The sequence below is a fragment of the Yoonia sp. GPGPB17 genome (assembly GCF_037892195.1).
GTDB lineage: Bacteria > Pseudomonadota > Alphaproteobacteria > Rhodobacterales > Rhodobacteraceae > Yoonia.
This window is the reverse complement of the sequence record NZ_JATACI010000002.1, coordinates 280,054-304,966: the sequence shown is the minus strand read 5'-3', so window position 1 is coordinate 304,966 and position 24,913 is coordinate 280,054. Positions and strand designations below refer to the sequence as shown.

Annotated in this window: 28 protein-coding genes and 2 pseudogenes; 11 read left to right on the top strand and 19 right to left on the bottom strand. The window is 57.8% G+C overall.

The window, feature by feature from the left end:
- Window positions 1–220: 220 nt before the first annotated feature.
- The 3 genes from QTO30_RS01860 to QTO30_RS01850 all read right to left on the bottom strand — a co-directional run bounded on the left by QTO30_RS01860 (window position 221) and on the right by QTO30_RS01850 (window position 1,577).
- Complete coding sequence (locus tag QTO30_RS01860; RefSeq protein WP_340422132.1) at window positions 221–895, bottom strand: imm11 family protein; 675 nt, start codon at window positions 893–895, stop codon at window positions 221–223.
- Between the two features lie 108 nt (window positions 896–1,003).
- Window positions 1,004–1,231 carry a hypothetical protein gene (locus tag QTO30_RS01855; RefSeq protein ID WP_340422131.1) on the bottom strand — a complete coding sequence of 76 codons (228 nt, stop codon included), beginning with the start codon at window positions 1,229–1,231 and terminating at the stop codon, window positions 1,004–1,006.
- Window positions 1,232–1,331: 100 nt separating this feature from the next.
- Entirely contained in the window at window positions 1,332–1,577 is a 246-nt protein-coding gene (locus QTO30_RS01850) for an accessory factor UbiK family protein (protein ID WP_340422130.1), read from the bottom strand.
- A 107-nt stretch (window positions 1,578–1,684) separates the two neighbouring features.
- Between QTO30_RS01850 and lgt the strand changes: the two are divergent.
- From lgt to QTO30_RS01825, 5 genes and pseudogenes are all read left to right on the top strand, one after another.
- Window positions 1,685–2,564 (top strand): annotated as a pseudogene (gene lgt / locus QTO30_RS01845) (prolipoprotein diacylglyceryl transferase).
- Complete coding sequence (locus QTO30_RS01840; protein ID WP_340422128.1) at window positions 2,561–3,619, top strand: class I SAM-dependent methyltransferase; 1,059 nt, start codon at window positions 2,561–2,563, stop codon at window positions 3,617–3,619. Before lgt ends, QTO30_RS01840 begins: the two are co-directional and overlap by 4 nt.
- Complete coding sequence (pgeF, locus tag QTO30_RS01835; RefSeq protein ID WP_340422126.1) at window positions 3,616–4,371, top strand: peptidoglycan editing factor PgeF; 756 nt, start codon at window positions 3,616–3,618, stop codon at window positions 4,369–4,371. Before QTO30_RS01840 ends, pgeF begins: the two co-directional genes overlap by 4 nt.
- Before the next feature lie 237 nt (window positions 4,372–4,608).
- The gene (locus QTO30_RS01830; protein WP_340422124.1) at window positions 4,609–4,770 is read left to right on the top strand and encodes a hypothetical protein; all 162 of its coding nucleotides are present in this window, start codon (window positions 4,609–4,611) and stop codon (window positions 4,768–4,770) included.
- A 48-nt stretch (window positions 4,771–4,818) separates the two neighbouring features.
- Complete coding sequence (locus tag QTO30_RS01825; RefSeq protein ID WP_340422122.1) at window positions 4,819–5,769, top strand: Hint domain-containing protein; 951 nt, start codon at window positions 4,819–4,821, stop codon at window positions 5,767–5,769.
- On the opposite strand, the pseudogene QTO30_RS01820 reads toward QTO30_RS01825, so the two are convergent.
- From QTO30_RS01820 to QTO30_RS01785, 8 genes and pseudogenes are all read right to left on the bottom strand, one after another.
- Window positions 5,752–7,127: pseudogene (locus tag QTO30_RS01820) on the bottom strand (MATE family efflux transporter). The gene QTO30_RS01825 and the pseudogene QTO30_RS01820 sit on opposite strands and share 18 nt — an antisense overlap.
- A gap of 42 nt (window positions 7,128–7,169) precedes the next feature.
- Window positions 7,170–8,054: a nickel/cobalt transporter gene (locus QTO30_RS01815; RefSeq protein ID WP_340422120.1), complete on the bottom strand. Its 885-nt coding sequence runs from the start codon at window positions 8,052–8,054 to the stop codon at window positions 7,170–7,172.
- Window positions 8,036–8,686 carry a DUF1007 family protein gene (locus tag QTO30_RS01810; RefSeq protein ID WP_340422119.1) on the bottom strand — a complete coding sequence of 217 codons (651 nt, stop codon included), beginning with the start codon at window positions 8,684–8,686 and terminating at the stop codon, window positions 8,036–8,038. The genes QTO30_RS01815 and QTO30_RS01810 overlap by 19 nt, the downstream gene beginning before the upstream one ends.
- A 63-nt stretch (window positions 8,687–8,749) precedes the next feature.
- Window positions 8,750–9,322 (bottom strand): DUF4166 domain-containing protein, encoded by a 573-nt coding sequence (locus QTO30_RS01805; RefSeq protein ID WP_340422117.1) that lies wholly within the window; start codon window positions 9,320–9,322, stop codon window positions 8,750–8,752.
- Window positions 9,319–10,311 (bottom strand): hypothetical protein, encoded by a 993-nt coding sequence (locus QTO30_RS01800; protein WP_340422116.1) that lies wholly within the window; start codon window positions 10,309–10,311, stop codon window positions 9,319–9,321. Before QTO30_RS01800 ends, QTO30_RS01805 begins: the two co-directional genes overlap by 4 nt.
- Window positions 10,312–10,355: 44 nt before the next feature.
- A complete protein-coding gene (locus QTO30_RS01795; RefSeq protein ID WP_340422115.1) occupies window positions 10,356–10,763 on the bottom strand; it encodes a thiol-disulfide oxidoreductase DCC family protein in 408 nt (135 codons plus the stop codon).
- Between the two features lie 44 nt (window positions 10,764–10,807).
- Complete coding sequence (locus QTO30_RS01790; RefSeq protein WP_340422114.1) at window positions 10,808–11,740, bottom strand: isopenicillin N synthase family dioxygenase; 933 nt, start codon at window positions 11,738–11,740, stop codon at window positions 10,808–10,810.
- Window positions 11,740–12,624: an NAD-dependent epimerase/dehydratase family protein gene (locus QTO30_RS01785; protein WP_340422112.1), complete on the bottom strand. Its 885-nt coding sequence runs from the start codon at window positions 12,622–12,624 to the stop codon at window positions 11,740–11,742. Before QTO30_RS01785 ends, QTO30_RS01790 begins: the two co-directional genes overlap by 1 nt.
- 118 nt (window positions 12,625–12,742) lie before the next feature.
- Here QTO30_RS01785 and QTO30_RS01780 point away from each other — a divergent pair, with 118 nt between their 5' ends.
- Window positions 12,743–14,026, top strand: coding sequence for an alpha/beta hydrolase family protein (locus tag QTO30_RS01780; RefSeq protein WP_340422110.1), 1,284 nt, complete (start codon window positions 12,743–12,745; stop codon window positions 14,024–14,026).
- 29 nt (window positions 14,027–14,055) lie between these two features.
- Here QTO30_RS01780 and QTO30_RS01775 read toward each other — a convergent pair whose 3' ends face one another.
- Complete coding sequence (locus QTO30_RS01775; RefSeq protein WP_340422108.1) at window positions 14,056–15,084, bottom strand: nuclear transport factor 2 family protein; 1,029 nt, start codon at window positions 15,082–15,084, stop codon at window positions 14,056–14,058.
- 365 nt (window positions 15,085–15,449) lie between these two features.
- Here QTO30_RS01775 and parE point away from each other — a divergent pair, with 365 nt between their 5' ends.
- From parE to QTO30_RS01755, 4 genes are all read left to right on the top strand, one after another.
- Window positions 15,450–17,408: a DNA topoisomerase IV subunit B gene (parE, locus tag QTO30_RS01770; RefSeq protein ID WP_340422107.1), complete on the top strand. Its 1,959-nt coding sequence runs from the start codon at window positions 15,450–15,452 to the stop codon at window positions 17,406–17,408.
- Window positions 17,401–17,610, top strand: a complete 210-nt coding sequence (locus tag QTO30_RS01765) for a hypothetical protein (RefSeq protein ID WP_340422106.1) — start codon at window positions 17,401–17,403, stop codon at window positions 17,608–17,610. The genes parE and QTO30_RS01765 overlap by 8 nt, the downstream gene beginning before the upstream one ends.
- 167 nt (window positions 17,611–17,777) lie before the next feature.
- On the top strand, window positions 17,778–18,176 hold the full coding sequence (locus QTO30_RS01760) for a hypothetical protein (protein ID WP_340422104.1): 399 nt from the start codon (window positions 17,778–17,780) through the stop codon (window positions 18,174–18,176).
- Window positions 18,177–18,467: 291 nt separating this feature from the next.
- A complete protein-coding gene (locus QTO30_RS01755) occupies window positions 18,468–19,190 on the top strand; it encodes a DUF1194 domain-containing protein (protein WP_340422102.1) in 723 nt (240 codons plus the stop codon).
- Here the strand turns inward: QTO30_RS01755 and QTO30_RS01750 are convergent.
- The 3 genes from QTO30_RS01750 to QTO30_RS01740 all read right to left on the bottom strand — a co-directional run bounded on the left by QTO30_RS01750 (window position 19,155) and on the right by QTO30_RS01740 (window position 20,752).
- Window positions 19,155–19,550 (bottom strand): c-type cytochrome, encoded by a 396-nt coding sequence (locus QTO30_RS01750; protein ID WP_340422101.1) that lies wholly within the window; start codon window positions 19,548–19,550, stop codon window positions 19,155–19,157. The genes QTO30_RS01755 and QTO30_RS01750 overlap by 36 nt on opposite strands.
- A gap of 77 nt (window positions 19,551–19,627) precedes the next feature.
- Window positions 19,628–20,269, bottom strand: coding sequence for a DUF3047 domain-containing protein (locus QTO30_RS01745; protein ID WP_340422099.1), 642 nt, complete (start codon window positions 20,267–20,269; stop codon window positions 19,628–19,630).
- A 99-nt stretch (window positions 20,270–20,368) separates the two neighbouring features.
- Complete coding sequence (locus tag QTO30_RS01740; RefSeq protein ID WP_340422098.1) at window positions 20,369–20,752, bottom strand: c-type cytochrome; 384 nt, start codon at window positions 20,750–20,752, stop codon at window positions 20,369–20,371.
- 105 nt (window positions 20,753–20,857) lie between these two features.
- Here QTO30_RS01740 and QTO30_RS01735 point away from each other — a divergent pair, with 105 nt between their 5' ends.
- Window positions 20,858–21,292, top strand: a complete 435-nt coding sequence (locus QTO30_RS01735) for a DMT family transporter (RefSeq protein ID WP_340422096.1) — start codon at window positions 20,858–20,860, stop codon at window positions 21,290–21,292.
- On the opposite strand, the gene QTO30_RS01730 is transcribed toward QTO30_RS01735, so the two are convergent.
- From QTO30_RS01730 to QTO30_RS01715, 4 genes are all read right to left on the bottom strand, one after another.
- Complete coding sequence (locus QTO30_RS01730) at window positions 21,276–22,250, bottom strand: Ldh family oxidoreductase (protein ID WP_340422094.1); 975 nt, start codon at window positions 22,248–22,250, stop codon at window positions 21,276–21,278. The two genes, QTO30_RS01735 and QTO30_RS01730, sit on opposite strands and share 17 nt — an antisense overlap.
- Window positions 22,247–22,930, bottom strand: a complete 684-nt coding sequence (locus tag QTO30_RS01725; protein WP_340422092.1) for an ABC transporter ATP-binding protein — start codon at window positions 22,928–22,930, stop codon at window positions 22,247–22,249. Before QTO30_RS01725 ends, QTO30_RS01730 begins: the two co-directional genes overlap by 4 nt.
- Entirely contained in the window at window positions 22,923–24,188 is a 1,266-nt protein-coding gene (locus QTO30_RS01720; protein ID WP_340422090.1) for an ABC transporter permease, read from the bottom strand. The genes QTO30_RS01725 and QTO30_RS01720 overlap by 8 nt, the downstream gene beginning before the upstream one ends.
- Window positions 24,189–24,255: 67 nt before the next feature.
- Window positions 24,256–24,861, bottom strand: a complete 606-nt coding sequence (locus tag QTO30_RS01715; RefSeq protein WP_340422089.1) for a DUF2937 family protein — start codon at window positions 24,859–24,861, stop codon at window positions 24,256–24,258.
- Between the last annotated feature and the right edge of the window lie 52 nt (window positions 24,862–24,913).

Below are 24,913 nucleotides of genomic sequence, written 5' to 3'. Positions count from 1 at the left end.
ACCCATTCCCTCCAGTATCAGATTCTGTTTGTGTCGTTGGCTGTCGCCGACACAAACGGAATCTGAAATCACCACAAAGTTCTAGGCCATATTCCATCATTGCCGCGTCCCATGTTCGGCGATGAGGTCGTGATTTCGGTGTTGCCTGCGCCGGTATCATCGGAAGAGCAAAGCCAAGCGCATCACCTAAGCGACATCTGTTAGTGTGGCGCCAAAGAACTCACGATCTTAGACACCTTGCCACTGTTGTTTTCTTCATTGGAATAACCTTGAGATCCGCAGCAACGATGGCGTCGTGCAGCACGTCGGACAGCAAAAGGTAGTTTCGTGTCAAACCGTGATCCCACCAAATATTCTGTGACGGGACTTTGTCGGGATGAACTGCAGCGATCCAACTCGGTCTTAGCCGCGTGGATCGTCTAGTATGTACTCCTTGCGGGAACAATTTCGTTGGCGGGGCTGTGCTCGGTTCTGTGATATGAACGTCACCTTCCGTTTCTGAGATCGCGGCGGCATGCACCGCTGGCACAAAGCCATAAAGCGCATCAGGGTAGGCAACCCCTTTCTTCGACATCACCTGGATCGGCCAAATGTGGTGGATGCCGGGATCATGGGCCTTGATAATCTCGCGAAACCGCTCTGATATGACCAGCATCTTGCCCTCTACCCAAAATAGGTCTTTGAACGCATTGATACGCTTCGGTGTTACGAAGTGCCTTGGGACATACTTAAGAAGTAACTCCGCGTCTTTTCCTTTGTACACACCAGCAAGGCTAACACCCACGCCTCTAAGTGGCAGCGCGCGTGACCAATCGGAAAGATTGTCAGGATCTACGGCATAGAGTTCTACAAATCCGCCCCTTCCATCAGTTGTGGCCTTAAATATCCAAGTCATCCTTTACCCTCGGTCTCGGTTGTTTCCTTGCAGCAGACATCAAAAAAGCGGCGCTCCCATGGTAACGCCGCTTCGCCTCGTTCTGAAAGGGATCAATGCAAGCGGCGCTTATACCTCACCCTTAAACTTCGCGATCACCTCGTCCAGATCAATTCCAAGGCTATCGAGCATCGACAAGTCGATTCCTTTTTCCTCGATCATCGCTTTCACACCTTCAATATCGAGGTTTTCCAGCATCGCGGGGTCAATCCCCAGCTCTTCCATCTTTGCGCCAAGGTCAAAGTCGCTGCCGCCCATCAGGCCCGCCGCTTTGCCCATCATATCACCTAGTCCCATCACGGTTCTCCCTTTCATGTGTTCATGCGCACTTGTCTGGCATCAAGTGCCCGCAAAAGCACGGGGAAATTTCCGGGAGCAATCGCAGAAGTAGCTGCGCTTACTTCTTCTTGCCTTCCAGCGCCGCCAACCTTGCGCTCAACGCGTCATTCTCTTCGCGCGCTTTCTGCGCCATCGCGCGCACGGCATCGAACTCTTCGCGGGTAACGAAATCGCGGTCGGCCAGCCAGCGGTCCATCATCGACTTCATCGCTGTGTTCGCCTCGTCCTTGGCCCCTTGGGCCACGCCCATCGCGTTGGTCATCAGTTGGCTGATATCATCAAGGATTTTGCTGTTGCTCTGCATGGTACACTCCATCTCCAATTGGTCTTTATATGGGCTTTTGCGGGCCGCGCTACAAGCCGCGGCAAGAGCGGTTGACTTTGCCGCACCCGCAGACAAGGAATGCACCCATGTTTGGCGCCATCCCCTTTCCCGATATCTCGCCTGAGATTTTCTCGTTCACGGTCTTTGGGCGCGAGATCGCGCTGCGCTGGTACGCGATGGCCTATATTGTCGGAATCGCGATTGGCTGGCAGTTGATCAAACTGGCGCTGAACCGGCCCGATTTATGGCGCAATGGGCCACCGATGAAGGTAAGCCAACTCGAAGACCTGCTGACCTACATCGTGATTGGCGTCATCGGCGGCGGGCGTTTGGGCTATGTGTTCTTCTACAAACCGGCTGATTTCCTCGCCGCTCCGCTTGATGTCTTCAAAATCTGGGAAGGTGGGTTGTCCTTCCATGGCGGTTTCCTGGGCGTCGTCGTCGCCGTCTACCTTTTCAGTCGTCGCCGTAAGGTGCCCCTGCCCGATCTGGCGGATATCATCGCCGTATCGGCCACGCCGCATGGTCCTGCTGGTGCGCATTGCAAACTTCATCAATGCGGAACTTTGGGGCCGACAGACCGACTTGCCGTGGGGCGTGATCTTTCCGGGCCAAGCCGCTCAAGCTTGCGCCACGGCGCTGGAGCCTTGCGTGCGCCATCCCTCGCAACTCTATGAGGCGGGCCTTGAAGGGTTGCTGCTCGGCACGATCCTGATCCTGCTTGCCTTCCGCTTTGGCGCGCTCAAGAAACCTTGGCTTCTGTCGGGGGTCTTCTTTACGGGCTATGGTTTTGCGCGTTTCCTTGTCGAATTCGTCCGCCAGCCGGATGCGCAATTCGTCAGCATAGGCAACGAGCTGGGGTTGGCCTTCCATATCAACGGCTACGGTTTAACGATGGGTCAGACGCTGACCTTGCCGATGATCCTGATTGGCCTCGCCGTCGTCATCATGGCCGCGCGCAGATGACCGCCTTGGGTGATCTCCTGATCGCCCGGATCGCCCGGACCGGCCCGATCAGCCTTGCAGACTATATGGCCGAGTGCCTGATGCACCCGCAGCATGGATACTACGCGACGCGCGATCCTTTTGGCGTGGCAGGAGACTTCACGACCGCCCCCGAAATCAGCCAGATGTTTGGCGAACTCATCGGGCTTTCGCTTGCGCAAGCGTGGATGGATCAGGGACAACCACCCAAGATCGCGCTGGCCGAACTTGGCCCGGGACGCGGTACGTTGATGGCCGATGCCCTGCGCGCCTCCAAGGCCGTTCCAGGATTTCATCGCGCGCTATCTGTGCATCTGGTCGAGACCTCGCCTGCCTTGCGCACAGAACAGGCCAAACTTGTTCCCGATGCCACATGGCACGACAGCGTCGACACCCTGCCCGAGACGCCCCTTTACCTCATCGCCAATGAGTTCTTTGACGCGCTCCCCATCCGCCAGTTCATACGTGAAGGCGATGGCTGGCGCGAAAAGATGATTGGCGTCAGTGACACTACGCTCAGCTTCGGCCTCTCGGCTGCCGCCCCAATTGCACTGCTGGAAGCGCGACTGTCCGATACCAAAAACGGTGATCTGGTCGAGCATTGCCCTGCCTTGCCATCAATCATGGCCAGTCTCAGTGCAAGAATCGAAAGCCACGGCGGTTGCGCGTTGATCATCGACTATGGTGACTGGCAGTCCTTGGGCGACACCTTGCAGGCGCTAAAATCACAAGATCACACAGATCCGCTGGCCGCACCCGGTCAGGCAGACCTGACCGCCCACGTTGACTTCGCGGCCATCGCAGCGCACGCAGGCCCCGCGAAATTCAGCCGCCTGACACCGCAAGGCGTGTTCCTCGAACGTCTTGGGATCACCCAGCGTGCGCAAGCGTTGGCGGCAAAGCTCTCAGGTGATGCGCTGACATCTCATATTGCGGCACATCGGCGCTTGACCCACCCCTCGGAAATGGGTGACCTTTTCAAGGTGATCAGTATCTATCCTTCCACCGCCACCCCACCACCGGGACTAGAGCCATGACGCTGGACATCATCACCGACCCACTGCTCGAAGGCATCCCGCACGGGTTCTTCACACGCAGGGGTGGTGCATCATCGGGTGTGTTTGCTGGGTTGAATTGTGGTTATGGCAGCTCTGATCAAAAGGATATCGTGACGATCAACCGCGGGCGCGTCGCGAGTGTTCTGGGTGTCGCGACAGATCATCTGGTAGGGGTTCATCAGGTACATTCCTCAGATGCCGTCGTGATGAACGCACCGAATGCAACGGCGCCGAAAGCCGACGCGCTCGTGACTGCCCGCGAGGGGGTCGCCCTGTCGATCCTCACGGCTGACTGCCAGCCAGTACTGTTTGCCGACACCAAGGCGCGGGTGATCGGCGCGGCCCATGCGGGATGGAAGGGCGCACTCAACGGCGTGCTCGAAGCAACGATTGCGCAGATGGAAACGCAGGGGGCCACGCGCGGCAACATTATGGCGGTCATCGGCCCCTCCATCAGCCAGCCCAACTACGAAGTTGGACCTGAGTTTCGCGAAAGCTTTGTCCGTACCGACCCCGGGTTTGAGCGCTTCTTCCTGCAAGGTCAGGATGATCGTTTTCAGTTTGATCTTCCGGGTTTTGGTTTGTTCCTGCTGAAACAAAGCGGGATCAAGGCCGGTACATGGACGCGTCATTGCACCTATGCCGATCCTACGCGATTCTTTAGCTACCGCAGGTCCGTGCATGAAAAGCAGGCTGATTATGGACGGCTGATCGCCGCCATTCGGCTTTAGCTATGTGCTGTTTAACTAAATGAGGCAAGTCTTGCCTCGGTTTGTTAACCTATTGCCTGAAAACGGCCCCTGACGTAGCCTTATTCTTTATGTTTTTCAATATCCTAAAAGACCTCTGAACGGTTAACAGCACCGCCTCAGTGTTTTTTTGAAATCGTCAAAATCTCGCCAGTTTAATCCAGCAATCTGAGTTCAATCGCAGCCAAAAATGGCCGCACTCGGAAAAGAGGTATCACAATGAAAAGCCGCTGGCAGAAATCCCTTGAAGCCGCCGTCGCCGCATATGACACGCCAATGCCCTGGGCACGCGGTGACATTCGCAAAGCGATGATTGCGCGCCGCGAGATGAAAGCGAACGACAATCAGCAACCGCGCCCTACTGTCGTACGCAGCGCCTGATCAGTCACGCTTCAACCTGTACTTTGCAGGGGCGCGCGACAAAAGCCGGTGTTTCGACGTCGTAAGACCGATCCGGGTGCTGGATCAGTCACTGGGCGCATCAATCTGCACAGCCGTCATGCTGCGCTTTTCACAGTAAATGTAACCATTGCTCAGTTGTTGTTTGGTGGGACAGCAAATGAGGTCAGACCCAAGAAGGCTTTCGCATGGATCTCGTCACTTTCATCTGCACCCGCCCGCACCGTCGATATCTTCAGCCAGCAAATCAAGCAAACCCCTGCCCAACGCCAGCACGCCAAGACGCAAAGCGTAGATGTCGCGCAGCGCAAATACGAAGTGATGTATCTGGACGCACAGGGCCGCTTTCACGAATTCAACACCATTGCCCGCGCCCACACCGCGTTTGAAGAGGCATTTGCCGCACTGGGACATAGCGCAATTGTGCAGACACAAAACGGGCATATGTCGGTCGAAGACGTCCTGCCCGGCGATGAGGTCCGCCTCGCTGATGGAAGCTACGAAACCCTGCAATGGCGTGGGCGCATAACCCTTGGGCCAACGGCCAACAATGCAAATGCCAAGCAGCCAATGATGACACGGATTACAGGCGATGCACTTGGCGACAACCGCCCCACACAGGATCTTGTGCTTGGCCCTTCGGCGCGCCTGCTGCACCGTGCCACGGGCATCCGCAGGGTCACGGGTACCGATGCCGCATTTATACCGGCCGCCGACTTTGTCGATGGCAACACAGTGCTCAGTTTGCAGCCGGTCGAACCCGTCAGCGTCTTTCAGTTCGGCTTTGCGGCCCAACGCTGCCTGATGGTGAACGGGCTTGAAATCGAAACGCTGCACCCCGGCTCCGCCTTTAACCTTGGCCTGCGCGGCGATGCATTGCGCGAATATCTGTCGTTGTTCCCCCACAAACGCGGTTTCGAAGACTTTGGTCTGATGAACCACCCGCGCCTGCGGATGCGCGATCTAGATTTGCTGGGCTAGCTGTGGTGGGGCGATTTTCACTGATCGCCCCCAGAACCGCCACATTAGTAGCACCGCGGCAATAGCCAGACCAATGACAAGACCCAGCCACAGCCCGACCTCTCCGAATCCCAGCGTGAAGGCCAGCAGATAGCTGACCGGCAGCCCGATGATCCAATAACTGATCGTGGCCATGACCATCGGCACGGTCGTGTCCTGCACACCACGCAGCAAACCCAGCGCAAGCACCTGCAGGCCATCAACCAACTGGAACAGCGCGGCAATCATGATCAGGCTGGCGCCAATACGCAGCAGATTGGCGCGTTCTGGCTCATCGGGGTCCAGAAAGAGCGACACAAGCGTCTCTGGTATTGACAGAAACACGATAGATGTCAGCACAGCGAACAGCGCCGACATCCCAATCGCCGTGATCCCGCCCCGGCGCAAAGACATCTCATCCTTGCGGCCTAGCGCGCGCCCGGCCCGCACGGTGGCCGCCTGACTGAACCCGATATGCACCATAAAGGTCAGGCTTGCCAATTGGATCGCGATACCGTGGGCTGCCAGTTCAATCTCGCCAATCCAGCCCATCATCACCGCTGAGGCACTGAACAGGCCACCTTCGGCCAGTGATGTCAGACCAATCGGCCAACCCAGCATGAACACCCGGCGAATAATCTCGCTGTCGCTGCGCCAGAAATTCTTGAACAGTTCAAACTGCGACAGGTTTCGCTGGATATAGATCACCAGAATCAGAACGGTGATCAGGTTTACGGTCAGTGACGCAATCGCCGCCCCCGAATACCAAGTTCCGGCATGCCCCAATTGCCAAAGATCAGCGCGTAGTTGATGAAACCGTTCAGGATCGCGGTGCTAATCGTCGCCCACAGGATGATCGCTGTATGTTCCATCGCGGCCAAAAACGCTTTGAGCGTCATAACGATCAACGCGGGGATCATCTGCCAAATCACAATCTGCAGATAGATATGGGCCAGTGCGGCAACGTCCGGATCCTGCCCTATCGCGAGCAAGATATCCTCGGCCCAAAAGAACGGTATTGTCACGGCCAGCCCGTAAAAGATCGACAGCCATAGCCCCATTCGTGTGACGCGGCGAACCTGCACATCATCATTCTCTTCGGCAGCCGCCGCCACCAAAGGTGTCACGGCTTGGGAGAAACCCGCACCCACGATGAAAATCACAAAGAAAAGCGTGCCCGCAATGACCGAGGCCGCAAGGGCCGTCACATCATACCAACCCAGCATGATTGTATCCGTGATATGGATCGCAAACTGCGCAAGATTGCTCAGGATCAGGGGCATACCCAAAATCCAGATCGCTCTGCTGTGGTCTTTATATGTTTGCGCAACACGTTCCATAAGCCCAGCCTTAGGCCCGATCGCCGCCCCGGTAAAGCGCAATCAGATGCTGCGCAGCACCAATTGGCTGGCAAGGATCAACACGGTGCCTCCCGCCAGAATTTCGACCCACGCCAATGTGCGTGCGACCGCGCTGTGACTGACAAGTTGCAACGCACTTTCACGAAAACCCACGGCGGCGAAGGCCACCAGTACTGTGATACTTGCCGTGCCAAGCCCCATGATCAGCGCACCAGCAATCCCGGCCCACACGATGTCCAGCCGCCACGTCAGAATCAGCAGGAACAAAGCGCCCGTACAAGGCCGCACAGCAATCGTTCCGATCACGATCAAAGCATCGCGCCAGCTGCGCACGGTCTCGGCTTGCTTCAGGGTCGGTCCGTGCGCATGCCCGCAGGAAGAGCAGACTTCGCTGTCACCATGATGGGTATGGTCATGTGCGGGACGCAGATGCCGCACACCACGCAGCAGCAGCCACAGGCCAACCATACCGATCAAAGCATAGCTCAGCGGCGCCAATACATCATCTGCAACACCTGTCATCTGCGCGCGCCCCCAGCCAAAGAGGAACACAGCCGCATAAACAAGCAATACAGCCGTCAACGATTGCGCCAGCGACGCCCCCAAGGCCAGGCCCGCCAATCGCCGCGCCGGGACACGCGTGCCAGCGCCATACCCGCCAATCACCAGCTTACCATGACCGGGACCCACGGCATGCACAAAACCATAAGCAAAGCAAAGCCCCCAAAGTGTGGCCAAGGCCCCCGGCTCACCCGCGCGCAGCCCGCGCAAAGCGGCGGCCATGGCATTTTGCACATCACGCTGCGCAGTGATCGCAAATCCCGCAATCTGATCAGCGCCACCAAAGGCCCAAAACCATAGCGCTAGTGCGCCCAATGCGCCCAGGATCACAACAGGCCAGCGCATGTCACAACAATGGTATCAGCAAAGGCATCGCCAATTGCCGGGAAGTACTCATCAGGGCCAACGGCGTTGGGGTCCTGCCCTTCCAGCAGGTCCTCAGCCAAAGCATAGGCTGCATCAAGATCCGCCGGGATCACCTCTGCCGTGCAATCATCACGTCCTTCTATGAGCACCGGGCGGCGCAGATCATAGGCCGTGTAGAACGAAGGATCATAGACCCTGATCTGAACCGGTGCGTCCGGGTCAGTCAATTCAGGTACAAGACGCAAATGCGCCTCGTGAAACCGGCCACCCTCATAGGTCATACTGTGATCCTGTTTTTCGGCCAATGCCAACATCACGCCATTCTGAGATACTTCCAGATCACCCGCATAGTCTGGCGGCCATGCCGTGATCTGCGTATCCAGCAATTGTTGTTCGGCAGATGTCAGGATCAGATCACCATCCATATCAATCCCCAGATCGGTCGTGACCAAAAGCGAAAACAAGTCGTCGTAGAACCAATCCAGCCGGACACCCAAGGCACCATCCTCGGCAAAGACAACAGTCACCTGCGCCTCCACGAAGACATGTGGATGAGCCGGGGCTATCGTCGGCATGACCATGGCCGCCAGAAGGGGAAGTGTCAGACGCATGACGTGTACTTAAGCCGGGTTTGCAAGGGGCGCAATGGAGGGCCCTGACACCTGCGCGACAGTTTACTCATCACGTACAAGCCAGCCTTGATAGTGAACCATCAAAGCGCCTGTCAGCGGCGCCTTCAGCATGACATCAAAATGAAAGCGCCCATCCGCTTCATATTCCCGCGCAATGCTCACTGGCAGAAGGAACCGCGGAAACGGGATCGGCCCCAACCGGCCAGAAACAACTGGGAAATGCAACTGCCCGTCAGCCACATGCAGACCCAGCGTGAATGTAAGCGGGCCAAACCGCTCCGTCATGTACCCATCTTTGACCCTCAGGAACGACCAGAAGCGTTTTGCTCCAAACCGTCGCTCCCAAAGCTCACCGCCGCCCTTCGGCGTCATTGTTACCTCAACCGGGGTCTGATCCGTCGCGGGCGGAAACCCAAAAACACCAGCAATCAACCGCGCCCAAAGCGAGGTGCCACGTGTGACCTTCGCCTGCCCCGTCCAGCGGCGTGGGGCCGGAACATCGTGCAAGTCGCGTACCGTCGGCGGAAGCGTGTCAAAAGATGCGCCCAGAAACCCCTCAAAGAGCGGTATGATTTCTGCCTCGGTCGTATCTACTTCCACGGCCAAATCTTTCATCCCGTCAACCAAGGCAGCAAGCGGCACGACAGATAGCGCCACCCCGCACCGGGCGTGATCGTTCCAGCCTGACGCAAGATAGCCCGCACAGGCACAGCCGGGATGAACGGCCCGTCGCCAGCCTTAACAATCATACGCCAAGATTTGCGTTTCCATACGCCGTCTTTCCGAAGGATCACGCTGACACTCATACCGCCAACATCCGTCCCAAAAGGCCAAAGCGCCCGCGAGCCCCAGAGCGTCAACCGCACCAGCCAATCTGGCACCGCCCAACCCCACGAGGACCGCATCCATGAAAATGCGGCGAGAGCCCAGTTCATGATGCCAAGTTCCATCCCCGCACGAAACGCCACCGTTCGCGCCCCAAAGGCCTGCGCAAAAAGGCCCTGATCAGGAACCGCGATTGCCCAACCATCGCGAAGCAGACCTTTGCCGAGATCACAGCGCTCGCGGTCCGACCAGCTCCTTACTCTCACCATCTGACCATCGACCGGCACTGACATGGGCTGACCGCATTGGTGCAGGATACTGCGCACAACGGACGCTCCACGGGGCGCGCGATTGCCGGGCAGGATGGCAGAACTGATGCAGTCAATGGCGTCTGCACCCGCGCTCAAGGCGGTCACTGCGGCGGAAGAAATCGCCGGTACGCTTGATGCCCCGGACAGGGCAAAGACGCCTGCTTGGCGGGCGGGCGCATTAAGGCCAGCAATCTCCATACAGAAACGCGGATCATCAGCCAGATCAAGGTAATGCACACCTTGCGCGATGCAGGCCCGCGCAAGGCGATAAGGATCATCGCCATACGCATGAAACGGCCCCGCCGCATCTACCACAACCTCTGGTAACACATCCCACAGCAACCCAAGGTCACCGCTAAGGTCAAGAGCAAGCGGCATCGCACCCACTTCACCCGCCAGGGCGCGGGCTGCGGTCAAGTTGCGGCCGACCACGATCACGTCATGCCCGTCGCGCGCGAGAAGTCGCACAAGCCGGGACCCAAAGACCCCATATCCGCCAACAACAGCGACTCTCACGACAACAATCGCGCCCGAAACGCAGGATCGGGCAACGCGCACATATCGCCGCGACCAAACATGGCATAGCGATTACGCGCGATCCTTTGATAAAACCAGTCGCGCACCGGGCGTGGCAGAACCTTGAGGCCTGCAAACAGATAGCCTAACCCACCCGACCGTTGCCCCACACGGATCAGTGCGTCGAAATCACGCCATACCGTACCCTCTTCGATAAATAGCCATGTATCGGGGTCACGAGGATCAAGCCCATGCAAGCGCATCAGCCTTGCCCCTGTCTCGGACTGGATCGGTGCGATCCTGATCTCGCCAGAACAATCCAGATGATGAATCATCCGCGCGCCCCAACTGCAAAGGGCGCATGTGGCATCCATTACGGCGATTGGGTTATCTGATGTGGTCATGACGTCGGTCCTTCACCGCCATTTAGAACCTAGCCCGGACCCGCTCAAACACCAGTCGCCTGAAATTTCGCCATCAAATACGGCCCTGACCGGACGGGCGGGTAAACATCCGACCCATCCAGTGGCACAATCTCGGCATCCCAATCGGGTTGATGAAAGAACGCCAAAGACTGACGCGCTGGTTGGCCCGGTTTGGCCACGACCCGGTGCAAGGTACTGACCCAGCGATCCGCCGTCCAACGCGCCATCAGATCGCCGATATTGATCACAAAAGCGCCTTCGGGCGCAGGGACATCGACCCATGTATCACCTTGCTGCACCTGCAACCCTTGGCTGCCCGGCTGAGGCAACAGAATGGTCAATGATCCATAATCCGTATGCGCACCTGCACGCTGTTGCTTGTCCAAAGGCACATCGACAGTTGCGGGATAGTGCAGCGCGCGCAGTGCCGAGATTGGGTGTGTGATGAACGGATCAAAGTAGTGCCCTGGCAATGCCAAGGCCGCGGCAAAAGCCCGCATGACGCGTGCCGCCAAATCTTCCATCGCCGTATAATATGCCTCCCACGCGCTGCGAAACCCAGGCAGTTCCGGCCAGATCGTCGGCTTATAGCAAAAGTCGGTCGCTGCCGTGCTGGCACCCACCGGCACCCGCAAGGGACCGCCATTGAAGCTCTCTTTCAGATCTGGCGGCGTGTCCTCACCCTTGGATCGGGCCAAGGCCTCTGCATCCGGTCCCAGATATCCGTAAGGGTAACCCTGATACGGCGGCGCCAAGGCTTGTTTGGCCGCCACATCCTGCGCAAAGAACGCCTCTGCCGCGTGCCACACGTCAGCAATCACATCGGGCGCAATCCCATGCCCATCCAAAACTAAGAATCCAGTGTCACGACAAATCTGGTCCAACTCTTGTGCAAGGGCGCGGCGTGCATCGTGCTGTGCGCTCTCGAATGCGGCAAGGTTGAACCGAGGGAACACTAACCCAACACCTCACGCCATGAATGCTTGGGTCTAAAGCCCACCATGCGCTTGGCTTTGTCATTGGCATAGAATGTCTCATCACGGCGCATCTGGCGCTTGACCGGCACGCCATCATAGAAACGCGCGATCACCTCATCGGACGAAATGCCCACGGACATGTCATCGTTGGATACATTGAACACTTCGTAGCCCAGCCCATCGGTCCGCAAACAACAATCCACCATGTGCCCCAGATCACGGGCGTCGATGTAGGCAAAGATATTGCGGCGGCGCAGGGCCGGGTCATCCAGGTAGGCCGGAAATTGTACCGCGTATTCATGTGGTTCAATCACGTTGTTAATGCGCAAACCGTAGATGTCCATGCCCGTGCGCGCCTGAAATGACCGTGCGGTCGCTTCATTGCAGACCTTGGACATGGCATAGCTGTCATGGGGCACCGTCGGATGCTCTTCGTCAATCGGCACATACTCCGGCTTCAATTCACCATCGGCAAAGCAGACGGCGTAAGTCGTCTCGGAACTGGCAAAGATGACTTTCGGAATACCCAGCTTTGCCGCTGCCTCGATCACGTTATAGGTGCTCAATGTGTTCTGACGAAAACACTCGCCATCGGTGCCAATCATAACGCGCGGGACGGCGGCGAAGTGCACGACAGCATCATATTTGGGCACGCCTTTGCCCGGCTCCAACTCGTGGAAATCCGCGTATTGCGACATGGCGCCAATCACCTGCCCCGCATCGCTAAGATCAATCAACAACTCTGACACATCCAAGTCCGAAGGCATCCGATCCGCGTTCACGACGGTATGCCCCTGCCCTTGCAGATAGGTAATCGCATGTTTGCCAGCTTTGCCGCTGCCACCAGTAAAAAAGACGCGCATGTTGATCCTCCTGATGCGGGCAGATTAATCCGACCAGGGGGGACTGCAATGGCTATTCATTCCCGGCGTTGACCTATACGTTAAGGGCACCACTCACTCAATTCCGCAGGAGCATCCCATGCGCACGATGACCGCTGCCTTTAGTTTACTGGCCGCAACCGCTGTTCACGCTGAAAACCGCATCGACATGGTGCGCCCAGACGCCCCTGCCTTGGCCGCCTTTGGCGATCACAAAATCGGCGTGACGACCATGGTTTTCACCAACCCTGATCAGATCGATGTGGTGAACACCGGCGAAACCGGCGAACCGCCGCGCTATGACCGTGAGATGACAGTGGAAATCTGGTATCCGGCCACCGATGAGACGGAACCGGGTGGTTCCTATACCGCTCTGATCCGCGACGGTGTGACAGAGGCCACGCTTACAGGCCAGGCCGCCCGCGATGCGGTACCGGACACGGATGGGACCTTTCCGCTTGTCATTATCTCGCACGGCTATCCCGGCAACCGGTTCTTGCTGTCACCTTTGGCTGAAAACCTTGCGTCGAAGGGGTATGTGGTCGCCTCAATCGACCACCCTGACAGCACCTATGATGATCAAACGGCCTTTGGGTCAACCTTGGTCAACCGTCCTTGGGACCAACGTTTTGTCATTGACAGTGTGACAGCGCTTGAGGGTGACCTTGGCCAGATCATTCAAGACGACAACATCGCCATTGTCGGCTATTCCATGGGCGGCTACGGGGCACTGATCTATGCAGGCGCAGGTGTCACCCTGCTCAGCACCACCTATGAATGGGGCGCGCCGCAGGCACTGCTCGAACGCAACCTGATGGGCACCGAAAGCCATGCTGCATTGGCCGACGACAGGGTAAAAGCCATCGTGGCCTTCGGCCCATGGGGCAATAACACCGGGTTCTGGGACGCGGAAAGCTGGGCCGGGATTGAAAAACCGCTGATGTTGATTGCGGGTGAGGTTGATGACGTTTCGCAATACACCGCGATGCGCGGTATCTTTGACGACACCATGAATACCACCCGCCATTTGCTAACCTTTGCCCAAGCCAACCATAACGCGGGTGCGCCCATGCCCGCGCCCGCCGAAAGCTATGCGGTGTCAGACGCGCTTGGCTATGCCCCCTTCGATCACTATGCCGACCCGGTCTGGGATACGGTGCGTATGAACAACATCAGTCAGCACTTTGTGACCGGCTATCTGGACCTGCACCTGAAAGGCGATACAGAAATGGCAGCCTATTTTGACCTGACGCCGGTGGCCACAGACGGGGTCTGGTCGGTTGATGAGGATGGGGTCCAAACCGAAGAACACAGCTATTGGATGGGATTCCCGAACCGGACCGCGGCCGGACTGCGGTTTGAAACGAAACAGGCTGGTGAGTAACCGCGTACCGTTGGGCGAAAGGTCGACACCTATCCGACGCTGAGCAAAATCCGCACCAGCGCGGTTTGCGAATTGGCCCCGGTCTTGGCATAAATCCGGGTAAGATGCGTGCGCACAGTGTTGATGCTGATCCCAAGGTTCTTGGCTGCAGCAATCAAACTGTCCCCGCCGACGATGCGCGCGGCCAAGTTGAGTTGGGCCGCCGAAAGGCCATAAATTGCCTTCGCCATGTTCAGTCTTTTCTTCAAATCCCCGTCGCTCTGGATTTCCACAAACGTCATCTCATCGCGCGCAAACAGGGTGCAGAAAGCCACACGGCCATCGTCGGTTTCGCCAAAAACAATTGGCAACCGAAAGCTCTCGCCGCTTTGGGCAGAATAGCGATACTGTTGGAAGTACCGATGTTGTTCGGCAGCGCAGGCAAATCCCGCCTGCAAAACCTTGTCCCAAGCCGGTTTTGTAGCGCGCAGCCGCCCCCGAGAGATTTGCAAGCTTGGATGCGCCTTCAAGATCGCCATGGCGTCTTCCGGGGCCGCCAAGACCATCCCTTTGGCATCAACCGCCAAACGGTGCGCATCTTCCCTTTGGGGCCCGCGCAGCACGAAAGACGAGTAAAGAATCCGCCACTTGCCATCGGTCTTTTCCAGAACGCGTGTCTCGTAAGTATGTTCGACCTGTCCATCCATCTGAAAACACCGCCCGTCAAAAACCACCCAGGCCATACTGTCGTTGATGGTCAGGTTCACATTTTCGCGCCGGAACTCAACGAATTTACACGCAGATCCACTTGCAAACACCTCGCGGATATATCCCTCGATGGCGCGCCACCCCTCCAGCACGGTCACGCCAAACATGGACGAAAAACACACCTCGCGGGTGCGCTCATCCTGCACCCAACACGCGGCCCATGCGGGGAAGTCAGTATTTGCAAATGCCTCGGTCTCACGCGCTATCACCTGCATGATCGCCATGTGGTCTTGAGAGGTCTCGATGGGTGTGTTCACGCTTTCCTCGCTCTGATCGGTCGGTGCCTTTCGGTCGGCCAGCCATCTCTCCACATTAAACCACCTATGGCATGTTTGACGCGCTTCAATCCTTGCAACCATGCACAGCTATGGCGCGCGTAGAATGCGTCATCCGCAGCGGTTGCGTGATGGCTGGTGATGTCGATTATTCCTTTCATGTGCAACGGGTCCATTTGGCAGGCTCCTGTAACTGCGATCCAACGACGTGCAGTCTGCCAGAAACCCGATGCCCAACGTGTCATCCGAAGCGACCACACGTGCTGCGCAAGACGCCCTATAGAACAGCTTCAGATTCGCGCAGTATCCGCACGGTCACAGCACGAATGTGGGCGACTGCAGCCTTCCCCCGACGCGCGCCCTCTGTCATAAGAGCCCCAACAAGAATGAGGTTCGAGCCCATGCCCAGTGATCTTTTGTCCAACACAGACCCCGACGACTACAACGCCGACAGCATCGAGGTGCTGGAGGGGCTGGAGCCTGTACGCAAACGCCCCGGCATGTACATCGGCGGCACGGACGAACGGGCGTTGCATCACCTTGTGGCCGAAGTCCTCGACAACTCGATGGATGAAGCGGTTGCTGGCCACGCCAACCGGATTGAGGTTGAACTCCACGCAGACTATGCGGTCACAATCAAAGACAACGGGCGCGGTATCCCCATCGACCCACATCCAAAATTCCCAGACAAATCCGCGCTTGAGGTGATCCTCTGCACCCTGCACGCAGGTGGCAAATTCTCAGGCAAAGCCTATCAGACCTCGGGCGGTCTGCATGGCGTCGGCGCGTCAGTCGTCAACGCGTTGTCCGACAGCATGGTCGTACAGGTCGCGCGGAACAAAGAGATCTACGAACAGCGGTTTTCGCGGGGCATCCCACTCAGCAAGGTTGAAAAGGTCGGCAGCGCGCCCAACCGCCGCGGCACCACCGTGACCTTCCACGCCGACGCAGAAATCTTTGGCCATCACAAGTTCAAACCCGCGCGCCTTTTCAAATCCATCCGCTCCAAGGCCTATCTTTTCTCCGGCGTCGAAATCCGTTGGAAATCCGAGATCGACGATGGTGAGACCCCCACCGAAGCCACCTTCCACTTCCCCGGCGGCCTCTCTGACTACCTCAAGGAAACGCTTGGCACCGCGACCACCTACGCCGACAAACCCTTTGCAGGCACTGTCGATTTCACAGAAAAGTTCGGCGAACCCGGCAAGGTCGAATGGGCGATCAACTGGACGCCCGTGCGTGACGGTTTCATCCAGTCCTACTGCAACACCGTGCCCACGCCCGAAGGCGGCACGCATGTCAGCGGTTTCTGGGCCGCGATCCTGAAGGGGATCAAGGCGTACGGCGAGCTATCGAACAACAAAAAAGCCGGGCAAATCACCCGCGACGACCTGATGTCGGGGGGCTGCGCGCTTGTGTCCTGCTTTATCCGTGACCCGGCCTTTGTGGGCCAAACCAAAGACCGGCTATCCACCGAAGCGGCGGCCAAAATGACCGAAGGGGCCGTGCGCGACCACTTTGACAACTGGCTGGCCAACGACACGAAATCCGCAGGCGCGATCCTTGATTTCCTTGTGCTACGCGCCGAAGAACGGCTGCGGCGGAAGCAAGAGAAAGAAACCGCGCGCAAATCTGCCACCAAGAAACTGCGCCTGCCCGGAAAGCTGACCGATTGCACCAGCAAAGACCGCGTCGGGACCGAGCTTTTCATCGTCGAGGGCGACTCTGCGGGTGGCTCTGGTAAAGGCGCGCGCGACCGGAAAACCCAAGCGCTCTTGCCACTGAAGGGCAAGATCCTCAACGTCCTGGGGGCGGCGTCAAACAAACTGTCGTCCAACGCCGAGATCAACGACCTCTGCGAGGCGCTCGGGGTCGGCATGGGCACGAAATTCAACGTCGATGACCTGCGCTACGACAAGATCATCATCATGACCGACGCCGACGTCGACGGCGCGCATATCGCGTCATTGCTGATGACGTTCTTCTTCACGCAAATGCGGCCGCTGATCGATCAAGGGCACCTCTACCTCGCCTGCCCCCCGCTCTACCGGCTGACGCAAGGGGCGAAACGGGTCTATGTGGCGGACGACGCGGAAAAAGACGCGGTGATGGCCAAAGGCTTGGGCGGCAAAGGCAAAATCGACGTGCAACGGTTTAAGGGGTTGGGGGAAATGGACGCCAAAGACCTCAAAGAAACCACAATGGACCCCGCCACCCGCAAACTGATCCGCGTGACGGTCCATGACGAAGAGCCGGGGGATACGGCGGATCTGGTGGAACGTCTGATGGGGAAAAAGCCCGAGTTGCGGTTCCAGTATATTCAGGAAAACGCGCGGTTTGTGGAGGAGTTGGATGTTTGAGGCAGATGAGGCTTCCACCAAGCTCTCAATGATTCTCAAACTACTGCCTTTGTTACCCGTTTCCGGTTTCATCTTTGCCTTTTTGTTTGAGGGCAGTTTTTACTACTTTTGGGGAGTTGACCCGCTTCAAATTGTTGAGTTCTCTGATTTGGTACGGGCAGGTGTGTTCTATATCGTCCCTGCAATTCCGTTTTTTTACTAGGTCTTTGGCTAGGACATTCTGGAGCTGGAGGAGTTCAACAAGGTGAAAATCATAGTATCAATGCCCTTGGGCATGAGATGCTATATCATACACTCAAGTATTTCACGGCAGTCCTTGCTATCTCGTATATCTTCTTCGGATTTGCTCCAACGGTAGGTCCGTCGATATTGATCTTTGTCGTTGCGTTGGGTAGTTCGATATTGATTTTTAGATCAGTTTTTGTTGCCGAATTATTAGGATCAATCAAGAACTTCGTTTTCTTCCTGTCACTCTTCGCCACGATTGTTGCGGCTAGTGGAGCCTTTGAGGGTATGAGGATAAGATCTGGAAACTACAGCGATTTACCTTCAATACAATTTGCTGAGATTGAAATGGAGCTCCCGTCAAACGCAAAGGTTGTCCGCAATCTCTCCAATGGAATGCTAGTATTGTTACCTGACGACAAAGCGCTAAGATTTTTCGAGGACAGCTCCGGCGCAGTCACAGCATTCCCGATTGATAGAGACCCTTTTCTCGGGGTCGCATGTTACACGTTGGACTGGTGCGGCCTCTCAGGTTGGAATTAGCTATTGAGGGCGGCGGTCACATAGCAAACCGTGGGATAGGGCTCGAATACATCTTACCAAACACAAGGACGCCTTCGGGTGCGCACCCCCATCAACCGCCCTTAGTAAAGCTGCGCATGAATTCACACCCCAAATCAACGAGATGATCTCGCAACAGCAGCAATATCGCTGACAGCCGCCCCGTAGACCGGGGCCTGTCCCGGCGCACCGCGTATGCACAGGTTGTGTACAGCATGTGTACGCAATGCTCCCCACTCTTTCCCACCGTCAAATTCGCCCTACCTCTCCCTCATGCGCACCCTTCTCCTCGCCCTCACCCTCGCCTCGCCCCTCGCCGCCCAAACCATCGAGACCGACCTCGAACTCGTCCTGCTCGCCGATGCCTCCGGCTCCATCGACGCGGATGAGCTGTTGTTCCAACGTCAGTCCTACGCCATCGCGATCACCGATCCGGCGGTGGTTTCCGCCATCGAAAACACGCTTTACGGCTCCATCGCCGTCACCTACGTGGAGTGGGCCCAGACACAGGCCACCGTCGTGGATTGGACCATCATCGCGGATATGGACAGTGCGACAGCCTTCGCCGAAGCCCTGATCGGCCCGCCCCGTCAGGCCACCGGGCGCAACGCCATTGGGTCGGCGCTGCTGTATGGCAAGGATCAGATAGAAGGTAACGATATCAGGGGCTTCCGCCGCGTGATCGACTTTTCCGGGGATACGATGGGCAACAGCTATGGCCCGCCGATCACAGTGGCACGGGATGAGGTTGTGGCCGCAGGCATCACCATCAACGCCTTGCCAATCCTGCGCAACGAAAGCTTTCAGAACTTTGACCTGCCCGCCGCCTATGAGGCCAATATCATCGGTGGGCCCAACGCCTTTGTCATGCCCGCCCAATCTGGGCCAGAGTTCACAGACGCCGTGCGCCGCAAGCTGATCTTGGAGATCGCGGGCACGACACCCCAAACGCAGTTCGCTTCACTCCTGCTGGATACTCTCAAGGAAGGCGAGTAGGTCGACAATCGGCTGCGAGGTCATGATCGGCTGGCCGGTTTCAGCCTTGGTCGCGACATCCGTGCCTTCAAAGAAATCACCATAAACCGGCATCATGCTGCCGTGGCTGATCAATGGGTCACGCCCGTCAATCCGCATCACAACACGGGTCGTGGGGAACACACCGGCGTTGCGTGCCTCCAATGTCGTCAGGTCCGCCGGGGCCACCACCAAAGAGGGCGACATCGGGCCATTGCCGATGGCCGCATTGCCGTGGCAGGTCGCGCAGTAAAACCCATAAAGCGCCTCGCCCTGCATCGCGTCCTGCGCCGCCACCGGGGCAGCAAGGCCCAAGGCCACGACCAAAGGAAATAGTCGCATCACGTCCTCCTTTTGTGCTGTTCAAGTCAGCTTAGGCGGCCCGCGCGCAGAGCGCGTTGATGCAAATCAATCCTTGGCTAGCGCAGGCTGAGATTGCCAATCGCCGCCCGGATCATCGTATCGGTGTCATCGCTGTCACCCGACACGGCCAACCCGACCAATGCGCCCTTCTCACCGCCAAAGGCGCGGGCGTAATCTGCGGCCAGATCAACGCTTTCACTGAATGACCCGGTGCCTGCCTGCCGCAAAGCAATAGTCACACCCTGCCCCTGCGGGCCATAGGGCGACTGGATCACCTGACCACGCGCATGGGTGCCGCCCCAGGCGTATTGCATAATGCGCACATCATCGTTGCCCAGAAGACTGCGAATGTTCGCGCCTTCCAGACTGGGCGCGATGCTTTCCGGCACAAAGACGAAGTAAAGCGAGATGTTGCGGTCGTCCCCGCCCTTGCGGCTAAGGTCGGTCGCAGGAACGGACTGTTCAACCGTCCAGTTCCATGTCGCACCTGAAGACCCCCAGCTTTCACGCCCCACGCGGCTCCAGGCGATGGAGACAGAGCCGTTCGAGACCAGCCCAAGGTTCTGCCCAAACGTGTAATCGTTGGAACTAAAGAGCGACAACCGCTGCTCTTGCCAGCCATTGCTGAAACTGATCGGCCCTGCGCTGGCACTGACGGTGGTTGCAAGGGCAAGGGCGGCGGAAAGCAAGATGCGCATGATCAGGGTATCCTTTGTGGGCGTTTGCACAAAGTCCTACCGCACTCGCACCGTTCAGAAACCTCTGAACGGCTGATGTCACGTGAATGTCAGCTTTGGTTACTGCTGGATGCTCTGCAAATACTCAGTCAACACAAGCAATTTCATCGGTACCGGCGTACCCAGCCCGTCGTTTTCGACGATGACGGTTTCGCCCAGATCACCCGCGCCGAATTCTGGCATGGCCACGCTGAAGTGCGCACCGCGGTCCAGCCCGTCAATTGTGCTCATAACCTGATTTGTGGGGAAAGCACCCCCGTTGCGAGCCGCAATCGTTGTCAGGTCAGGCGGGGCAACCGCAAGATTGCGTGCCGCGGCACCGCCACCCGTGCCATCGGCCCCATGACAGCTCGCGCAGTTTTCCATGTATGCCGTGCGCCCGTCGATGGGCTCTTCAACACAAGCCGCCAAACCCAATACTGCCAGAACGATAAAATACCGCATGTCGTGCCTCCTGTTTTGGATAGAATGTAACAGATCGCAGCGGGCTGCCACTATGATCTACGTCAGTCCACAACTAAGCTTGCCGAAAACAGCAAAGGGTCGCCCATGTCGCACCATATTGTCATTATGCTCGCCGCCGGGATTGGGATACCGGTCTTAGCCGCCCTGAATGCGGCGTTGGGGCGCTATATCGGCTCTCCGGCGGTGGCTGCGGCTGTTCTGTTTGTCGTGGCATTCGCTGTCTCTGCTGTGGTTGCTGTTCTGACAAACCCGCAAGCGATGGCAAAACTCGCGTCTGCGCCGAAACATCTGTTTCTGGCGGGGGTGTTGATCGCATTCTACGTGCTGTCGATCACATGGATCGCGCCAACGATGGGCGTCGGGAATGCCGTTTTCTTTGTGCTGTTGGGCCAGTTGATCTCAGCGGCCGCGATCGACCACTTTGGGCTGTTCACAGCGCAATCCTCGCCACTGACTCTGACCCGCGCGGCGGGGATCGCTTTGATGGCCTTTGGCGTTTTTGTTACGCAGAAAGCGTAAGAACCAGATCCCAAAGCGCGTCTGGCACATCGACCTGCGTCATCACATGCCGATTAGCGCCGGGAATCCGGGCACCGTCTTGTTCCGCCACGGCCTCTGCCACGCGTGCAAAGCGCGCGCCAAAATCCGCGTGATAGGTGCCGGGGTCCATCAGGATATAGAACTGACCCAAATCATGCGGTTTGCCGTCCGGCATTTTCAATCCGGCCACATCCAGCGAATTGACCGATCCGGTCATACCAGCCGCAAGCAACTCAACCATCAAACCAAAACCCCAGCCTTTGTAGCCGCCCGCACTAACCAAGGCACCTTTCAGTGCGGCGTCCGGGTCCGTCGTTGGCGCGCCGCTTTCATCGACAGCCCATCCCAGCGGTATCGGTTCATCCGCCGCCTTCGCCATCGTGATTTTGCCGAGCGCCACGGCAGAGGTGGAGAAATCAAAATGCATCGCTGGCTCACCATCACCTGGCACGGTCATCGCGATGGGATTGGTGCCAATAACACGCTTGTTGCCGCCGGGCGGTGCAACGATGGGGGATGCATTGGTCATGCCGATCCCAATCAATCCGGCAGCGGCGATTTGCTCCGTGAAGAAACCCAGCGATGTGCAGGTGTGCGCATGCGCAACAGCCAATGTCGCGACACCGTTTTCGCGCGTAGCAGTGACAGCCTCTGGCAGAGCGGCTGCAAAGGCGGGTTGCGCGAAACCAAACTTGGCATCTGCGAGGACAGCCGCCGGACGCGGGCGGCTGACCACCGGTGTAACCGTCCCGTTCACCCGACCGGATTGCAGCTGTGTGCAATAGCTTTCAAGGTAGTAGAGACCGCAGATGATGTTGCCCAAAGCCTCGGCCCGCGCGACCGCCTTGGCCACCGCTGCAGCCTGCAACTGGCCTGCGCCATGGGCCAAAAGTGCGGCGTGGCTTCGCGCCTCAATCTCGGTGACAGATACTTTCATGATGTCTCCAATACACCACCGTTCAGGCGTACCCGTCGGTCCATGCGGGCTGCCAATTCCAGATTGTGGGTCGCGATGACAGCGGCCAATCCGGTGGCGCGGACCAGCCCCATCAGCGCGTCAAAAACGCGATCTGACGTGTCAGGGTCAAGGTTACCCGTCGGTTCATCTGCCAAAAGCAATGAGGGTTCGTTTGCAAGCGCGCGGCAAAACGCCACGCGTTGCTGTTCACCGCCCGACAACGCGGCCGGGCGGTGTGACGCCCGTTCCGCGATGCCAACGCGATCAAGCAATTCCATCGCGCGCGCGTTTGCCGCCTTGTCAGCAACGCCGTTTGCCAGTTGTGGCAGCACGATGTTCTCCAAGGCGGTGAATTCTGGCAGCAGATGGTGAAACTGATAGATGAACCCGACGGTCGAACGCCGCACGGCGGTGCGCTTGCGGTCTGATAGGCGGGTCATATCCGTGCCTTCAATCTGCACTGTCCCGGCGTCGGGCGTATCCAGTAGCCCCGCGATATGCAGCAGCGTCGATTTGCCTGCACCTGAGGGTGCCACCAAGGCCACAACCTCACCCGGCTTCACATCCAGCGACACCCCCTGCAACACCCGCACTTCGTTCGGCTTACCTGTATTGTAGGATTTGGTGAGGTCAGTGACCTGCAATGTGCAATCACTCATATCGCAGCGCCTCGACAGGGTTCATGCGGGCCGCACGGCGCGCAGGGAAAATCGTGATAATCCACGACAAGCCAAGTGACAGCGACATGGCCTTGGCGACATCAATCAGACGTAACTCAGCGGGGATGTTGTAGATCCCGCGGATGGACGGATCCCAGACGCCGCCACCTGCAACGTAGTTCACAAGGCTGAAAATCGTATCAATGTAGATGGCAAAGAGACATCCGAGGATCACGCCCAGCGCTGTGCCAATCGTGCCGATCCCGGCACCGCAGATGAAAAACACCCGCAAAATCGACCCTTCGGTCAGCCCCATCGTGCGCAGGATACCGACATCGCGGCCCTTGTTTTTGACCAGCATGATCAAGCCGCTGATGATGTTCATCGATGCCACCAGCACGAGGATCGACAGGATGATAAACATCACATTGTCCTCAATCGTGAGCGCCCGCAGGAACCGCCCGACCCGATCTTGCCAACTATAGGCCCAAAAACCAGGACCAGCGGCGTTGGCGATCTCTTGTTTCAACTCTTCGGACTGGTTGAGGTCATCCAGCCTGATTTCCAACTCATCCGCCACGCCGTCCCGGTTAAAGATCAGCTGCGCGACATCAAAGGGCAGATAAGCGCGCACCTCATCGATCTGAAAACGTCCGGTCGAGAAGATATAAACAACCTCATAGGCATTGCGCCGGGTGGCCTGCCCCATGGGCGTCGCGGCACCCGAACGCGTGGTGATCTCGATGCGGTCGCCGATTGTCAGGCCCAGGTTATCCGCCAGCGCCGAACCGATCGCGATGCCATTTGGCAGGTCGTCAATATTGCCGATAGTGCGTTCGCTCTGCACAATCGCATCCGACGCTTTCAAGTCATCCAATCGAATACCGTAGATATCCGCCAATCCAATGCGACCAGAGCCTGAGGCCATCGCCTGTCCACGGACCAATGGGGCCACGGATTGGACGCCTGCAACGGCCCGGATATCTCCGGCAACGCCTTCAAAATCCTGAATGACCGCGCGTGGCATCACCACCGTCACATGCGCGTTCGCCCCTGCGATTGTGTCAATGAACTCCGCGCGAAAGCCAGATCGCACCGCCAATGTCGCGATCAACGCAAACACGGCGAGCGTGACACCGATCAGGCTGATCCAGGTCATCACGCTGACGCCACCTTCGGCGCGTTTGGCACGAATATAGCGCCATGCGATCATCCATTCGAATTTTGCAAAGGGACGTGTTGTCCTCACCTCGGCCATGAATGCTCCTGCTTGGCGTTTGCCGCAACGTGGTGCGCGGAGGGGAAATGGTCAAGGTGGTCAGTGTTTATCTTTGCACGCTAACCAGTCTGGGCCGCTGACCTTGGTTGTCCGCGACAAGGGTTGGGCGCGTCAAAGGCGGGTCGGATTTCATCGATGGCGGCTTGCGCCTCTGCTGCGCGGTTGAGGCCGCCTTCTTGCGGAATGGCAATGTGAGCGCGCCGAGCAACGCGGCAAAGATGGCCCAACCGCCCAGAAACCCGGTGCCTGTAGAGGCCGCACCGGCTACGCTGAGCGGCATTGCCGGTGTAAAGTCACTCCATACCGCCTGCACGGTCGCTGTATCCGCCATGCGGTGCGGCATCATCAGGCGTTTCATGGCAGACGCCTCACGCAGGATCATCAGGTTTTCGCTGAGCCGCGCATGTCGCGCAAAGGTGCGCCGCCACATGGGTTCTTGCGAGGCGACTAACGGAGTCTCGGCCATCGCCTGCAACATCTCTTCCCGGCCCATACCGTCGGCCAAGGCGGTCTGGTCGAATTCGACAACCTGCCGCGTCAACTCGTCCACCTGTCCGGCCAAGCGTTGGAGGTACTGCTGCGAAAATTCGGGGAACTGCGACAGGCCAGCGGCCCCCATCAGCCCACCGACCAAACAAAGGACCCTGATCATATCAGCGCCCGCAATAGGGAAATCATCGTCATCTGCTGCCTCGTGACGTCTT

Coding starts and splice junctions, on each gene's coding strand:
- QTO30_RS01715 (WP_340422089.1), bottom strand. CDS start 24,861: ATGATCAGGGTCCTTTGTTTGGTCGGTGGGCTGATGGGGGCCGCTGGC.
- QTO30_RS01830 (WP_340422124.1), top strand. CDS start 4,609: ATGAAAAGCCGCTGGCAGAAATCCCTTGAAGCCGCCGTCGCCGCATAT.
- QTO30_RS01735 (WP_340422096.1), top strand. CDS start 20,858: ATGTCGCACCATATTGTCATTATGCTCGCCGCCGGGATTGGGATACCG.
- QTO30_RS01745 (WP_340422099.1), bottom strand. CDS start 20,269: ATGCGCATCTTGCTTTCCGCCGCCCTTGCCCTTGCAACCACCGTCAGT.
- parE (WP_340422107.1), top strand. CDS start 15,450: ATGCCCAGTGATCTTTTGTCCAACACAGACCCCGACGACTACAACGCC.
- QTO30_RS01780 (WP_340422110.1), top strand. CDS start 12,743: ATGCGCACGATGACCGCTGCCTTTAGTTTACTGGCCGCAACCGCTGTT.
- QTO30_RS01855 (WP_340422131.1), bottom strand. CDS start 1,231: ATGGGACTAGGTGATATGATGGGCAAAGCGGCGGGCCTGATGGGCGGC.
- QTO30_RS01805 (WP_340422117.1), bottom strand. CDS start 9,322: ATGAAAGATTTGGCCGTGGAAGTAGATACGACCGAGGCAGAAATCATA.
- QTO30_RS01840 (WP_340422128.1), top strand. CDS start 2,561: ATGACCGCCTTGGGTGATCTCCTGATCGCCCGGATCGCCCGGACCGGC.
- QTO30_RS01740 (WP_340422098.1), bottom strand. CDS start 20,752: ATGCGGTATTTTATCGTTCTGGCAGTATTGGGTTTGGCGGCTTGTGTT.
- QTO30_RS01815 (WP_340422120.1), bottom strand. CDS start 8,054: ATGCGCTGGCCTGTTGTGATCCTGGGCGCATTGGGCGCACTAGCGCTA.
- QTO30_RS01725 (WP_340422092.1), bottom strand. CDS start 22,930: ATGAGTGATTGCACATTGCAGGTCACTGACCTCACCAAATCCTACAAT.
- QTO30_RS01755 (WP_340422102.1), top strand. CDS start 18,468: ATGCGCACCCTTCTCCTCGCCCTCACCCTCGCCTCGCCCCTCGCCGCC.
- QTO30_RS01750 (WP_340422101.1), bottom strand. CDS start 19,550: ATGCGACTATTTCCTTTGGTCGTGGCCTTGGGCCTTGCTGCCCCGGTG.
- QTO30_RS01720 (WP_340422090.1), bottom strand. CDS start 24,188: ATGGCCGAGGTGAGGACAACACGTCCCTTTGCAAAATTCGAATGGATG.
- pgeF (WP_340422126.1), top strand. CDS start 3,616: ATGACGCTGGACATCATCACCGACCCACTGCTCGAAGGCATCCCGCAC.
- QTO30_RS01810 (WP_340422119.1), bottom strand. CDS start 8,686: ATGCGTCTGACACTTCCCCTTCTGGCGGCCATGGTCATGCCGACGATA.
- QTO30_RS01795 (WP_340422115.1), bottom strand. CDS start 10,763: ATGACCACATCAGATAACCCAATCGCCGTAATGGATGCCACATGCGCC.
- QTO30_RS01785 (WP_340422112.1), bottom strand. CDS start 12,624: ATGCGCGTCTTTTTTACTGGTGGCAGCGGCAAAGCTGGCAAACATGCG.
- QTO30_RS01765 (WP_340422106.1), top strand. CDS start 17,401: ATGTTTGAGGCAGATGAGGCTTCCACCAAGCTCTCAATGATTCTCAAA.
- QTO30_RS01860 (WP_340422132.1), bottom strand. CDS start 895: ATGACTTGGATATTTAAGGCCACAACTGATGGAAGGGGCGGATTTGTA.
- QTO30_RS01730 (WP_340422094.1), bottom strand. CDS start 22,250: ATGAAAGTATCTGTCACCGAGATTGAGGCGCGAAGCCACGCCGCACTT.
- QTO30_RS01850 (WP_340422130.1), bottom strand. CDS start 1,577: ATGCAGAGCAACAGCAAAATCCTTGATGATATCAGCCAACTGATGACC.